At 70.8% G+C, this 12603-nt stretch carries 14 protein-coding genes; 6 read left to right on the top strand and 8 right to left on the bottom strand.

Annotation, left to right across the window (positions count from 1 at the left end; translation table 11 throughout):
• Nucleotides 1-8: 8 nt before the first annotated feature.
• The 3 genes from ACGFIM_RS19730 to ACGFIM_RS19720 are packed head-to-tail and all read right to left on the bottom strand — an operon-like array spanning nt 9 to nt 2483.
• Entirely contained in the window at nt 9-287 is a 279-nt protein-coding gene (locus ACGFIM_RS19730) for a hypothetical protein (protein WP_393202136.1), read from the bottom strand.
• A complete protein-coding gene (locus ACGFIM_RS19725) occupies nt 284-1081 on the bottom strand; it encodes a 2-keto-4-pentenoate hydratase (protein ID WP_393202134.1) in 798 nt (265 codons plus the stop codon). Before ACGFIM_RS19725 ends, ACGFIM_RS19730 begins: the two co-directional genes overlap by 4 nt.
• Nucleotides 1074-2483 (bottom strand): aldehyde dehydrogenase family protein, encoded by a 1410-nt coding sequence (locus tag ACGFIM_RS19720; RefSeq protein WP_393202132.1) that lies wholly within the window; start codon nt 2481-2483, stop codon nt 1074-1076. The genes ACGFIM_RS19725 and ACGFIM_RS19720 overlap by 8 nt, the downstream gene beginning before the upstream one ends.
• A gap of 204 nt (nt 2484-2687) precedes the next feature.
• On the opposite strand from ACGFIM_RS19720, the gene ACGFIM_RS19715 reads away from it, so the two are divergent.
• From ACGFIM_RS19715 to ACGFIM_RS19700, 4 genes are all read left to right on the top strand, one after another.
• Complete coding sequence (locus tag ACGFIM_RS19715) at nt 2688-3392, top strand: dienelactone hydrolase family protein (protein WP_393202130.1); 705 nt, start codon at nt 2688-2690, stop codon at nt 3390-3392.
• Between the two features lie 309 nt (nt 3393-3701).
• Nucleotides 3702-4244, top strand: a complete 543-nt coding sequence (locus ACGFIM_RS19710; RefSeq protein WP_393202128.1) for a VanZ family protein — start codon at nt 3702-3704, stop codon at nt 4242-4244.
• Between the two features lie 152 nt (nt 4245-4396).
• Nucleotides 4397-5149, top strand: coding sequence for a GntR family transcriptional regulator (locus ACGFIM_RS19705; RefSeq protein ID WP_393202126.1), 753 nt, complete (start codon nt 4397-4399; stop codon nt 5147-5149).
• Between the two features lie 120 nt (nt 5150-5269).
• Nucleotides 5270-5509 carry a hypothetical protein gene (locus ACGFIM_RS19700; RefSeq protein WP_393202124.1) on the top strand — a complete coding sequence of 80 codons (240 nt, stop codon included), beginning with the start codon at nt 5270-5272 and terminating at the stop codon, nt 5507-5509.
• A 156-nt stretch (nt 5510-5665) separates the two neighbouring features.
• On the opposite strand, the gene ACGFIM_RS19695 is transcribed toward ACGFIM_RS19700, so the two are convergent.
• Nucleotides 5666-6784 (bottom strand): hypothetical protein, encoded by a 1119-nt coding sequence (locus ACGFIM_RS19695; protein WP_393202122.1) that lies wholly within the window; start codon nt 6782-6784, stop codon nt 5666-5668.
• A gap of 147 nt (nt 6785-6931) precedes the next feature.
• Between ACGFIM_RS19695 and ACGFIM_RS19690 the strand changes: the two genes are divergently transcribed.
• Nucleotides 6932-7453, top strand: a complete 522-nt coding sequence (locus ACGFIM_RS19690; RefSeq protein WP_378785722.1) for a gamma carbonic anhydrase family protein — start codon at nt 6932-6934, stop codon at nt 7451-7453.
• Here the strand turns inward: ACGFIM_RS19690 and ACGFIM_RS19685 are convergent.
• Nucleotides 7425-8327 (bottom strand): hypothetical protein, encoded by a 903-nt coding sequence (locus ACGFIM_RS19685; RefSeq protein WP_393202120.1) that lies wholly within the window; start codon nt 8325-8327, stop codon nt 7425-7427. The genes ACGFIM_RS19690 and ACGFIM_RS19685 overlap by 29 nt on opposite strands.
• Nucleotides 8328-8380: 53 nt before the next feature.
• On the opposite strand from ACGFIM_RS19685, the gene ACGFIM_RS19680 reads away from it, so the two are divergent.
• Nucleotides 8381-9709: a hypothetical protein gene (locus tag ACGFIM_RS19680; protein ID WP_393202118.1), complete on the top strand. Its 1329-nt coding sequence runs from the start codon at nt 8381-8383 to the stop codon at nt 9707-9709.
• 646 nt (nt 9710-10355) lie between these two features.
• On the opposite strand, the gene ACGFIM_RS19675 is transcribed toward ACGFIM_RS19680, so the two are convergent.
• The 3 genes from ACGFIM_RS19675 to ACGFIM_RS19665 are packed head-to-tail and all read right to left on the bottom strand — an operon-like array spanning nt 10356 to nt 12540.
• The gene (locus ACGFIM_RS19675; RefSeq protein WP_393202116.1) at nt 10356-10637 is read right to left on the bottom strand and encodes a metal-sensitive transcriptional regulator; all 282 of its coding nucleotides are present in this window, start codon (nt 10635-10637) and stop codon (nt 10356-10358) included.
• 38 nt (nt 10638-10675) lie between these two features.
• Nucleotides 10676-11740 carry a glycosyltransferase gene (locus tag ACGFIM_RS19670; RefSeq protein ID WP_393202114.1) on the bottom strand — a complete coding sequence of 355 codons (1065 nt, stop codon included), beginning with the start codon at nt 11738-11740 and terminating at the stop codon, nt 10676-10678.
• Nucleotides 11737-12540 carry a hypothetical protein gene (locus ACGFIM_RS19665; RefSeq protein WP_393202112.1) on the bottom strand — a complete coding sequence of 268 codons (804 nt, stop codon included), beginning with the start codon at nt 12538-12540 and terminating at the stop codon, nt 11737-11739. The genes ACGFIM_RS19670 and ACGFIM_RS19665 overlap by 4 nt, the downstream gene beginning before the upstream one ends.
• Nucleotides 12541-12603: the final 63 nt, after the last annotated feature.

The following is a 12603-nucleotide window of genomic DNA, read 5'->3' as shown; positions in this document are numbered from 1 at the left end:
AACGCTTTTCACACCATTGTGGTACTGCCCCGCGTACCGGTTCCGCACCGGCTCGCCCGGCCGTGCTCGAGGTCGGTGGACGCGACGCGGAAGACGTGCGGCCCGCCCGGCTCGTCCGCCACCGCCACCGCGACCGGCGCGGAGACCAGCCCGGTGAGCACGTCGGCGCCCTCGCCGGTCAGCCGCCCGGCCTCCTTCCTCACCGGCTCGGTACTGCCCGCGTCGCTTGCGTCGTCGGCCACCACCGGCCGGGCGGCCGCATGGGGAGGCCCTGGGCGGGGTCTCACGTGCCGAACACCGCCCGTACCGAGCCGAGGCCCTCGATGCGGGCCTCGACCACGTCGCCGGGCTCGACCGGGACGATCGGGCCGAGCGCGCCGGTCAGCACCACGTCTCCGGCCCGCAGCGCGTAGTCCGTGCGGCCGAGCCGGGTGGCGAGCCAGACGGCGGCGTTGAGCGGGTGACCGAGGCAGTCCTCGCCGGAGCCGGTCGAGGCCTGCGCGCCGTTGCGGGTCATCGTCATCCCCGCCGCCCGCAGGTCGAGCCCGGTCAGCGGCACGGGGGTGCTGCCGAGCACGAACGCCCCCGCCGACGCGTTGTCGGCGATGGTGTCGGCCAGCGTGATGTCCCAGTCGGCGATCCGCGAGTCGGCGATCTCGATCGCGGGCAGCGCGAAGTCCACCGCCCTGATCACGTCGGCCACCGTGAAAGGACCGCCGGCGAGGTCGGAGCCGAGCACCAGCGCCACCTCGGCCTCGGCACGCGGCTGCAGGAACCGCCCGTACGGGATGGGCAGGCCGTCGCAGTAGGACATGTCGGCGAACAGCATGCCGTAGTCGGGCTGGTCGATGCCGAATCGCTGCTGGAGCAGCGCGTTCGTGACGCCGACCTTCCTGCCGACCAGCCGCCGCCCCTCGCCGAGCGCCCGCCTGGTGTGGATCTCCTGTACGGCGTACCCGTCGGCCGCCGTGCTGACCAGGTCCCTGATCGGTTCGCAGGGCTTGCCCGTACGCGCCGCCTCGGCCAGTCTGTCGGCCGCCTGGGCGTGCACGTCCACTGCCTGGGACCATTCGTCATGCATCGGGCTGCTCCAGTTCGATGGTGATCGTGGTGGGTTCTGAGTAGAAGTCGAGCGACCGGGTGCCGCCTTCCCTGCCGATGCCCGAGAGCTTCACGCCGCCGAACGGCGCCCGCAGGTCGCGCACGTCCCAGGTGTTGACCCAGACCAGCCCCGCCTCCAGGCGCTGGGCGACCCGGTGGGCGCGGTCCAGGCTGGTGGTCCAGACGGTGGCGGCCAGACCGTACTCGCTGGAGTTGGCGAGGTCGAGCGCTTCGGCCTCGCTGTCGAACGGCGCGACATGGCACACGGGACCGAAGATCTCCTCCCGGTTGAACCTCGACCATTCCGACAAGCCTGCCACTACCGTCGGTTCGACGTAATAACCGCCGTCACGGTGGTCGCCGAACACCGGGACGCCGCCGCCCGTCAGCACCTTGGCTCCCTCCGAGCGGGCCAGGGCGTAGTAGGACAGCACCTTGTCGCGGTGCGCGGCGGAGATCATGGGCTGCGGCTCCACCTCCTGGGCGCGGGCGGCCAGGCGGGCACAGAACTCCTCGAAGATCGGGCGCTGCACGTACATGCGCTCGGTGCACAGGCAGACCTGGCCGCCGTTGGTGAAGGCCGACCGGACCGTGCCCTCCACGGCCTTGTCGAGGTCGCAGTCCTCGAAGACCAGCCCGGCGTTCTTGCCGCCCAGCTCGAACGAGATCGGCTTGACCCGCTGGGCCGCCGTCCGCATGATCGCCGCGGCGGTCCTGGTGGTGCCGGTGAACGTCACCGCGTCCACGTCGGGGTGCTCGACGAGGAGCTGGCCGGCGGAGCCGTGCCCGAAGATGATGTTCACCACGCCGGGCGGCAGGCCCGCGTCGGCGCAGATCTCCGCGAACACCGCCGCCGAGCCCGGCGTGTGCTCCGATGGCTTGACGACCACGGTGTTGCCGCAGACGAGGGCGGGCGCGAGCTTCCACGTCATCAGCAGGAACGGCAGGTTCCACGGGACGATCACCGCGACCACGCCGAGCGGCCTGCGCACGGTGTAGCCGAGCGTGCCCGGCAGGTGGAAGGCGTCATCGGGACGCTGGGCGGCCAGCTCGGCGAAGGCGCGGAAGTTGGCGATGCCGCGCGGCACGTCGAGCGCGCGGGTTCGGTCGAGCGGGTTGCCCGTGTCGGCGATCTCGGCGGCCACCAGGTCGTCGAAGCGCTCCTCGATGCCCTCGGCCAGGCGGCGCATCCAGCCCGCGCGCTCGCCGGCGGGCAGCGCCGCCCAGTCGCGCGCCGCCTCCCTGGCCGCGCGCACCGCCCGGTCGGCCACCTCGGGATCGGCCTCGTGAACGTGCCTGACCACGAGGCCCGTGACGGGATCGTGGACGGGGAAGCCCGGCCCCGCGGCGACCGGCCCGCCGCCGATGAAATGGGTCAGCACCGCGTTCTCCTCATCTCTCCTCCACTTCCCGGCGTCGATCGGCGTCGATCGGCGTCGATCGGTGTCGAGCGGTTCGCGGACGGCGACGCGCCTCGCGGGACCCGGAGGACAAGACGGACGTCTCGTCTGCGCCGGGCGACACGGACCCGCCGTTCGCATCGTCTCGCCGGAACGCGGCGGGCGCCATGCGCGATGCTGGTGGACATGCAGACCCGCACCGATCGGATAAGCGCCCACGACGGCACCTTCGACGTACGGACCTGGCTGCCCGAGTCGGGCCGCGGGCCCGGGATCCTGTTGATCCAGGAGATCTACGGCGTCGGCCCGTACATCGAGAAGGTCGCCGCCGAGCTGGCCTCCAGGGGCTACGTGGTGGCCGCGCCCGACCTGTTCTGGCGCTTCAGGCCGCACTGGCGGGGCGAGCACACGTCGGAGGGCACCGCGACGGCCATCGAGCTGGCCCGCGACTTCGACCTGGCCCAGGGGGTGGCCGACTGCGCGCTGACGGTGTCCCACCTGCGCGGGATGCCGGAGGTGCGCGGCGGGGTGGGCGCGCTGGGCTTCTGCCTGGGCGGCACGGTCGCGTACATGCTGGCCACGCAGATCGAGCTGGGCGCGGTGCTGTCCTTCTACGGCTCGGCGGTGCCCGAGTCGACCGGGCTGCTCGAACGCATCGACGCGCCGCTGCTGCTGGTGTTCGGCGGCAACGACCCGTTCATCTCGCGCGATCGGGTGGCGGTGGTGGAGGAGGCGGCGCGCAGCCGTCCGAACGTGGTGATGCACGTCGAGGAGGAGGCCGGGCACGCCTTCCACAACAGCGAGGCGCCGATGTTCCACCACCCGGAGGCGGCGGAGCGCGCCTGGCGCGTGGCGCTGGATTTCCTCGCCCGTCACCTGCCCGTCTCTTGAGCCCGTCTCTTAAGGCCCGCGCTTGAGGCGCGCCGCTCAAGCAGGTTCTTGCGGCCGGTCTCTTAAGGCCCGCCGCCTGAGACGCCCCGCTTAACCCCCGCCGCTTGAGGCGCGCCGCTTAAGCACCGCCGCTCAAAGCCCCGCCGCTCAAAGCCCCGCCGCTCAAAGGCCCGCCGCTCAAAGCGCGCCGCTTGAGGCCCGCATCGCCAGGCTCCGCTCCTTGACGCCGCTCTCCCGGCGCGGCCGTTCCGCAAGACCTGTCCGAATGGACATCTTCCGGTATCCCTAGATCATCGCCATCATGGTCGGATGGCACGGACGTGGGAATTGTGGGGAAACGTCATAATTGCTGGGACGATTGCACTCCCCCTCGCCTTGCTCGCAATCGCGCTTCTCGCCCGCCATCGCACCCGTTCCGGCCATCCCATGCCGCTGCGCACCTCCATCGCGGATGTGGGCATCGTGGTCGGGACCGCTCCATGGATCTGGATGATCCTCACCCCCGCGGGCGGCGCCGACGGAGTCTCGCTGGTGCCGTTCAGCGACCTCGCCGACCTGATCGCAGCTCCGTGGGACCAGGTGTTGGTGCAGGTCGGAGGCAATCTGCTGGTCTTCGCCGCACTGGGCGCGCTGCTGCCGGTGCGCAGCCGCGCGATGTGCTCGACGGCGAAGGTCGCGGCACTCGCCGCGGGGTTTTCGGTCATCGTCGAGACGCTTCAGTACGTCCTGCGCCTGGGCCGTTTCTCGTCCGTCGACGATGTGATCCTCAATGCGGCGGGCGCCGCGATCTTCTCTTTGGTTACTCGCCGCTGGTGGGCCGATCGAATACCGGGCGGGACCGTTCCACGGTAACGGTCCGCTAAAACCTCGCGAAATTCACCACTCAGGCACGATCCGTCCAAAATCTGCCCGCGACCATCGCCTGCATCTGTGCGATCGTGGACAAGACGGGGCAAGTTCTCTGGAGACGCCACAACCTGGTTGGTGACAGAGGGTGATCAAAGTTGTCTGAATCCCCGGTACCCCACGAGCCCCCTATCTATCGACGCATCGCCGACGGTCTCCGCGCCCGGATTCATGCCGGCGAGTTGCGCGACGGGGACCGACTACCGGGCGAGAACGCGCTGATGGCCGAATACGCAATCGCTCGAGCCACCGCCAGGCAGGCGCTTGCCGTACTGATCAACGAAGGGCTGGCGGTGCCCAAACGAGGTTCGGGGGTTTACGTGCGGCAGTTCAAACCGATCCGCAGGCACGGCTCACGACGCCTGTCGCGGGAGCAGTGGGGGCAGGGCAGGGCCATCTGGGACGCCGACGCGCGCGGGCGCCCGTTCACCGTCGACCGGGTGGAGGTGGCGTTGGAGCGAGCCGCCGAGGACGTGGCGCGGGTGCTGGAGAGCGAGCAGGTGTGGGTGCGCAGGCGGCGCTATCTGGTGGACGCGCGGCCCGTGCAGCTCGCCACCTCCTACTTCCCCGCCCACCTGGTCGAGGGCACCGCGATCACCCTCACCGAGACCGGGCCGGGCGGCGTGTACGCCAGGCTCGCCGAGGTGGGCGCGGCCCCCGCCCACTTCACCGAGGAGGTGCGCGCCCGCATGCCGAACCCCCGCGAGAGCAACCTGCTCGACCTGCCGGGCGGCACGCCGGTGATCGTCATCGCGCGGACCGCGTACGCCTCGGGCGGGCAACCGGTCGAGCTGAACGAGATGATCCTGGACTCGGCCGCGTATGTACTTCAATACGACTTCGACGCATGATTCAACACCATTTGTCAAGGCAAGGTTGACCTGACCCTGGCGATCATTGAATTCTCTAGAGAGGTGGCTCATCCTCAAAGGAGATGGAACCTCGCTCGGGTCCCGGGAAGGTGGACAGCGATGTCCTTTGATCGGCACCTCGCCGAGATCGCCCGGGAGCATCCCCAGTGGACCATCTGGCGGAGCGACGCGGGCCGCTGGTGGGCCACGAGACACCATCCGCTGAGCGCGGCGCAGCGCGAGGCGGGGTGCGCGATGACCATCGACGCGGACGACCCGGAGGGATTGCGCGACCGGCTCCGGGACCAGGAGAGGCGGGCCGCCGGCGAGCAGGAGACGGCCGGCCCCGCACCTCCATGACGCGGGCGGCGGAGCGTCACGCCACCCGCACGCGAGCAGCCCGGTGCCGGGTCCAGCGTCTCGGCGGCCCCGGTACCGGGCCCCCAACTCAGGAGGGGCCACGAACGCGGAAGCCTCCGACCCTATCGGGGGCGGAGGCTTCCGCTCGCATCGCGGTCACTTGTGAGCGGGAGTCTCCGGCAGACGCACGATGTGCACGTCCGTGTCGTCAGAGATCTCCGTGCCGGCCGGATCGGGGGCCGGCACGGGGTCCGACACAGCGTTCGGAGCGGCGTCCGGCGCGGCGTCCGAAGCGACGTCCGACGCGGCGTCCGATGCGGCCTCCGATGAAGCGTCCGGTGCGGCGTCCGACGTCCGGGCCGGCTCTGCGGAGCTCTCGCCGTCCTCGATGATGACCCGCACGTCGTCCTGCGACGCCTGCGGCCGCGGGAGCGCCGGGGAGGTGGGCAGCGCCGACTCGGGCACCAGCGGCCCGGCGTTCGACTCGGCCACCATGAGGTCGCCGAGCACCGTGCTGATCTCCGTCAGCCGCCGCACCACCTCCGTGTGCGTGTTGGTGAGGTAGTCGACCCGGCGGCCCGCCTGCTCGTCGATCGCCGCCGCCCGCTGCTGGGCGCCGGTCAGCAGCGCGTCGGCCTCGGCCCGCGCACCCGAGACGATCTGCTCGGCCTGCGCCTGGGCGGAGGCCAGGAGCTGCTCGGACTCCTCGCGCGCGGTGGTGACCAGCCGCTCGGCCTCGGCCCGCGCGTTGGCCAGCGTCTCCTCCGACTCCGTACGGGCGGCGGTGAGCTGCTCCTCTGCGTCGCTGCCCGCCTGGGCCAGCATGCGCTCGGCGGCCTGGGTCGCCTCGCTCACCCGGCGCTCGGCCTCGGCCTGGGCGGAGGTGAGGATCTTGTCGGAGGTCTCGCGCGCCGACGTGACGAGCCGGTCGGCCTCGGCCTGGGCCTCCTCGCGCACCCTGGCGGCCTCGGCCTCGGCGTCCTCCCGCTTGGCCTGGGCCTCCTCCTCCCCGAGCCGGAGGATCTGCGCGAGCCGCGGGCTCAGGTCCTCGTAGCTCTGGGGCGTCTCGACCATCCGCCGCCTGGCCTCGGCCAGCTCGATGCGGCCTTGCTCCGCCTGCTCTATGGCACGCGCCAGCCGTTCCTCGAGATCCCGTATCTGGTTACGGGTGCGCATCATGTAGTCGTGGACCTGGCGGCGGTTGTAGCCGCGCATGACGACCTCGAAGGTCTCCTCTTGCATCAGATCGGGAAAGTTCTCGTGCTGGTTCATCATGGGGGTTACCTAAGGGTTCGCGTGAGGCGGGGGAAAACTGCGGGTTGTGAGGGTCTGGCGACGAGACGTCAGGAAACGACTTTCCTGCCATCGGCCCACAGCCGCAACCCGAACGCCATACCCCGACCTGGAAATAAGATGCCTCGAATGTACATAGCAGCGTTGGATGGCGGAGCAACCCCGGACATACACCCCGATGCGTACATCGCGCCCGGCGCCGTGGTGGTCGGCCGCGTCCGCATCGGACGGGCGTCCAGCATCTGGTACGGCTCCGTTCTCCGGGGGGACGACGAGCGGATCGAGATCGGTGAGGAGTGCAACGTCCAGGACCTGTCGTGCCTGCACGCCGATCCCGGAGAGCCCGCGATACTCGAAGACCGCGTGAGCCTGGGTCATAAGGCCATGGTGCACGGCGCGTACGTGGAGCGCGGCGCGCTGATCGGCATCGGCGCCATCGTGCTGGGCGGCGCCAGGATCGGCGCGGGCACGCTCGTGGCGGCCGGCGCGCTGGTCGGGCCGGGCAAGAAGATCCCGTCCGGAGTGCTCGTCGCGGGCGTGCCGGGGAAGATCGTGCGCGAGCTGACCGACGACGACCGCGCCTCCTTCGCCCGCACGCCGGACAATTATCAGGCCAAGGCGATCAGGCACCGGCAGGCGTCATCACTTTGATCAGCACCTCGTCCGAGACCGAGGCCTCGTTCAGCGGATCGGCGTAGTCGGGCAGCTCCGGCCGCAGGAACCGGACGAAGTCGACCGTGAGCTTGAGGTCGGGCGTGCCCTTGACCTGCTTGGCGTTGCCCTTGGCAGGGTCCTTCTTCAGCGTGCTGTAGCTGTCCCAGTCGGTGTAGGCCGTCACCCCCCACTGCAGCACGTCGGGCAGCGTCGAGGGCCAGCGCCTGCCGACCTTCCACGTGCCGCCCTCCTCCTTGTAGAGGGCGACGAACACCCGGCCGACCCGGCCGAGCACCAGCTCCACCCAGCCGTCCTTGACCGCCAGCTCCTCCGGCTTGGAGCTGCCGTCCTGGGTGTACTTCACCTCGACCTGGCCGCTCTTCTCGGCGGTGCCGGTGGTGATCGAGACCCAGTTGGGGTTGGCGTACGAGCCGGGCTCGCGGGCCATCAGGCCGCCGAGCGAGAACAGCCGCTTGGGCTGGCCGCCCTTCTTGCCGGTGACCTTGACCTTGGCGTACATGACGATGTCGCCGGCCAGCTCCTGGTAGACGAAGGGCCCGCGGAAGGCGTCGAACCAGGCCGAGGTCTTCGGCTCCAGGTACATCGACCCCTTCACGGTCTTGTTCACATCGAGCTTGGCGATCCTGTCGATGTCCTTCTCGGTGTCGCTGAGCTTGGTCCACATGGCCAGGTCGGCCTCGTCGTCGAACTCCGTGGACGCCTCGCCCACCTCCCCGCCAGGCGCCGGAGCGGTGGCGTTCTGTAGCGTGAGGATCCCGGGCCCTGAGAGCGTCGGTTGTGCCGGCGCATCCGCACCGCAGCTGGAGAGCACGCTGACGACCGCCACAATTCCTGCAACCTTCGCCCTCATAGCGGCCATTCTGCCGTGAAATGCCGATGGATGATCCACCCCCGCCCAGTACGATGACCGCCGTGCGACCCTGGGATGCCTTCACCGCCACCGAGGCCGAGGTCCGCACGATGGTCGCCGACCCGCGCTGGCAGGGGCTGTCCGTGCCCGACCGCGCCCACGTCCTGGCGGCCCGCATCCTGGTGACCCCCGACGGCGACCGATGGCTGTTCGGCGCGCACGCGCGCTGGCACCTGTACGACCCCGCCGACGGCCGCTGGCACCTCGCGCCGCCGCCCCGCAGGCTGCGCGCCCGGCGCGACGCGCACCCCGCCGCGGCGCTGCCCGACGAGGTGGTCCCCCAGGGCTACGACTTCCACGCCGAGCCCGGCTCGACGCAGTCGTTCATCGGCCCCGACGTGCCCGAGAGCCTCACCGAGCAGGTCAGGCAGCTCGTCCGCGCCTGCGGCCGCAAGTCGGAGCTGGACTACCCGCTGACGGCCTTCGGCGAGATCTTCGCCTCCGACGTGCCCAGCACGGTCGCCGCCGTGTGGGGCACGGTCATGTGGTGCGCGTACGCGCCCGCCTTCGACGGCAACGAGCGGCTGATCACCATCTTCGGCGAGTACCTGCGCCGCTCGCTGCCCGGCGACGAATGGGTGCGCTGGCTGCACGCGCCACCGCTGCTCGACCTCGCCGCGCTCGTCGCCGAGCGGCTGCGGGCCGGGCGGCCGCGCGCGGCGCTCAGGCTGGCCGCCGTCATGGCGGACACCGCGCAGATCCTGCTGCTCGACACCCGTTTCCGGCCGCGCGCGCTGGCGCTGCTCACGATGGTCGAGCCGATGCTGCGCAAGGCCGAGATCGACGACCCGTACGAGGACGACGCGGCGCTGCGGCGGACGTGGCTCGAGCGCTGCCCGCCCCGGCTGTGCCGGGCACTGCTCGTCGAGAACGACCCCGAGGCGCACTTCTCCCACGCCGTGTACGACCTCGTGGACGCCCTGTCCTTCATGCCCGACCCGCGCGAGGCGGCGGCCACGTTCCTCGCCGACCTGTCGGACTCGCGCGGCGCGCTGCCGGGGCGGCTGGACCACCGGCTGCGGATGGCGTACGAGGAGCTGCGCCGCGCGGGCCTGACGAGCACCTCGGCGGCCGAGCGGACCGAGCCCGAGGGTTTTCCCGTACGCGGGGGCGGCGTATCCGTGGCGCCCGCTCCCGTCGTCGAGGTGGCGCCGCCCGACCGGGCGAGCGCGGCGGCGGTGCTGGGAGCCGCGTACGCGACGGGGCTGGCGTGGGAGCGGCTGACGGGGGCCAAGATGCCCGAGCGCGGGCTGGCGGGCCAGACGGCCCTGGTGCGCAAGATCGCCCACGAACGTGACGATCACCACACAGGCCACATGTAAACCACTAATACCGCTATTTCCAGCTTACCTCCCCACTATCGTTTCAACACTTCCGATAACACCCGATTAGCTGAATTGTGATCTCGGAAACGGGAAATGATCCCCCTGGGGCCCCCGAGGCGACGAAAGGAATGACTCCGATGGGCCATGTCGCCGGAAGGGCCCGCGCCGTAACCTCGTAGAGGGTGTGGGCTGCGGAAGGAAGGACGACGCGGTGGGGCACGATGACCTGGACTCTCGGGTCCACGACCGTGTCGCGTTGGACGAGATTGCACTCTACGCCGAGGTGCTCACGGCCGTGGCAGGCAGCGAGCGACGGCTGACCTTGGACGAACTCGACGACGCGCTCGGATTGCGGACTTCGGCGAGTCGCTGAAGAACCGACACGATTACTAGCCCCGGGGACCTAGTTCCTGGCCCAAAGGGGCCGGGGACACCGGTTTCCGGGGTTTCCCATAACTAGTCATTCCACCACTCGGACTATCCCCCTCAGGGATGAGCCCCTCTCCCCGGCGGCGATCCTCCCGCAGGCCGCGGAGACGGACACGGAGACGGAGACCACCACTCGAACCCTCCCCTCGAAGGCGGAACCGGATGCGGGCGCGTTCGTGCCACGAGCGCGCGCAGAGCCGGGGGAACGAGGGCGTCAGGAGCGGACGAGACGGGCGATGGCCGCGGAGGCCTCCTTGACCTTCGCGTCGGCCTCGGGCCCGCCGGAGGCGATGGCGTCGGCCACGCAGTGGGAGATGTGCTCTTCGAGCAGCCCCAGCGCCACCGCCTGCAGGGCCCTCGTCGCCGCGGAGACCTGGGTCAGCACGTCGATGCAGTAGGCGTCGTCGTCGACCATGCGCTGCAGGCCCCGAATCTGCCCCTCGATTCGCCGCAGGCGCGTGAGATACGCCTGCTTGTCTCCGCTGTACCCATGCATGCCTCTACGGTACCCGTAAGAGGTATGGTCCCGGCGATCTAGCGAAGGCCGCAGATGAGCTTCTCCCACTGCTCGGCGATCTCGTCGGCCGAGTGCCGCAGCGCCGTGTCACGCGCCCCGGCCGCCAGCGACCGCCGGCGGCGCTCGTCGTCGATCAGCGCGAGCAGCGCCGCCGCGAACACCTCCGGGTCGTCCTCGGGCACCAGCACACCGTTATAGCCGGTCGCGACGAACTCCCTGGGCCCTCTCGCCCCCTCGTACGCCACCACCGGCACCCCGCAGCCCATCGCCTCCAGCACCGCCATGCCGAGGTCCTCGCTGCGCGAGGTGCTGGCCACGATGGACGCCTTGGCGAACTCGCCCGCGAGGTCGGGCGTGGTGCCCATGAAGTAGACGTGGTTGTGCAGGTTCAGCTCCCGCACCAGCGAGCGCAGCAGCCGCTCCTCGGGGCCGCCGCCGTACAGCCGCAACCGCCAGTCGGGCCGCTTGTCGGCCACGATCGCGAACGCCCGGATCAGCCGGTCGTACGCCTTGACCGGCACCCACCGGCCTCCGGCGGCCACGATCCTGTTGTCCATGCGCGAGCGCGGCCACAGCCCGCCGGGCAGCGCGTCGAGCACGCAGTGGACGGGCGGCCCGCCGTCGTCGAGCAGCCTGGTCCACTCCTCCTGCGCCGACTCCGTGGCCGTCACGACGGCGTGCAGGCGCGGGTAGTGGCGCTTGACCGGGCCGGGCACGGCCGGCCTGCCCCACTCACGCGCGATCTTGAGCGTCTCGCGCGGCGCGTGCCTGGCCACCTGCACGCCGATGCCCGGCCTGGTGGTGATCACCACGTCGGATTTGAGGTTGCGCAGCACCCGCCAGAGCGCGACCTCCGTACGCACCTGGCCGCGCGGCAGCAGGTGGCGCACGCCGGGCCTGGCGTCCACCACGCTGCGCAGCGAGACCTTGGAGCTGACGGGGAAGAACGGCTTCTCCTTCTGCCGCCTGACGCTGATCACCTCGACGTCGTGGCGTTCGGCCAGGGCCGTGGCCAGGTTCAGCATGGCGCGCACGTCACCGCGCATCCCGTACGCGGAGGCGAGCACCAGGCTGATCCTCATCCGCCGACCTCGATTCGCAGCTCGTCGTCGGCGGTGTAGCAGGGCTTGATCAGCACGCCGTCCACCCGGGCCGAGGGGTAGTGCAGGCGGCGCCGCTTGCCGTCGACGTCGTCGAGGCGCGAGCCGAGCCGCAGCGCCGTGGGCACGTCCTCCACTTCGAGGACCGGTTCCCACGTGCCGGAGCCCGCGGCGCCCTCGGGGTCGGCGGCCAGCACGTCCACCAGCGACACGGCCGCGTGGAAGCGCACCCCCTGCACGGTGGCGTTGCCCTTCAGCCGGGCGCCGGTCTGCCTGCGGCTGAGCGTCAGCACGGCCTCGTGGCGCGAGTCGTCGTCCTCCAGGCCGGTGTAGGCGAGCAGGCCCATCACCTCGAAGCGGCCCTCCCTGAACCAGACCGAGCGCACCTCGGCCACCGGCTCGGCCTCGGAGATCTTCAGCGCGAGGTAGCCGTTGCGGGTGCGGTAGGAGCGGTAGGCGAGGGTGCGGCGGCACAGCGCGTACGCGTCGAGGTGGTCGAGCGAGAAGCCCGGGTCGATGCTGCGCAGCCTGGTGCGCTTGCCGCGGCGGCGCAGGTAGGCGTCCCACCGGCCGGTGGTGAGGCCGAGCGGCTCCAGCGACACCGCGAGCGAGGCCTCGCGCGCGCGGGCGCCCGGCGTGCCGAGCCGCACGTTGCGCTCCACGCCGGTGGCGCGGTTGCGCAGGACGAGCTCGGTGCCTTCCTCCAGGGGTTCGTCGATGGCGAGGCGCAGGGAGAGCACGTCGGCAAGGGTGACTTCGGCGTCTGTGACGACGACGCCCATCACGAGCCCCCTCCCCGTACGAATAGAGCCATGCGACGTTGAGGTTACCGTGATTTTCCCGTT

It is taken from the genome of Nonomuraea sp. NPDC049309 (assembly GCF_043196965.1).
Lineage (GTDB): Bacteria > Actinomycetota > Actinomycetes > Streptosporangiales > Streptosporangiaceae > Nonomuraea > Nonomuraea fastidiosa.
The sequence above is the reverse complement of the archived record's forward strand: the minus strand, read 5'-3'. Positions and strand labels throughout refer to the sequence as shown.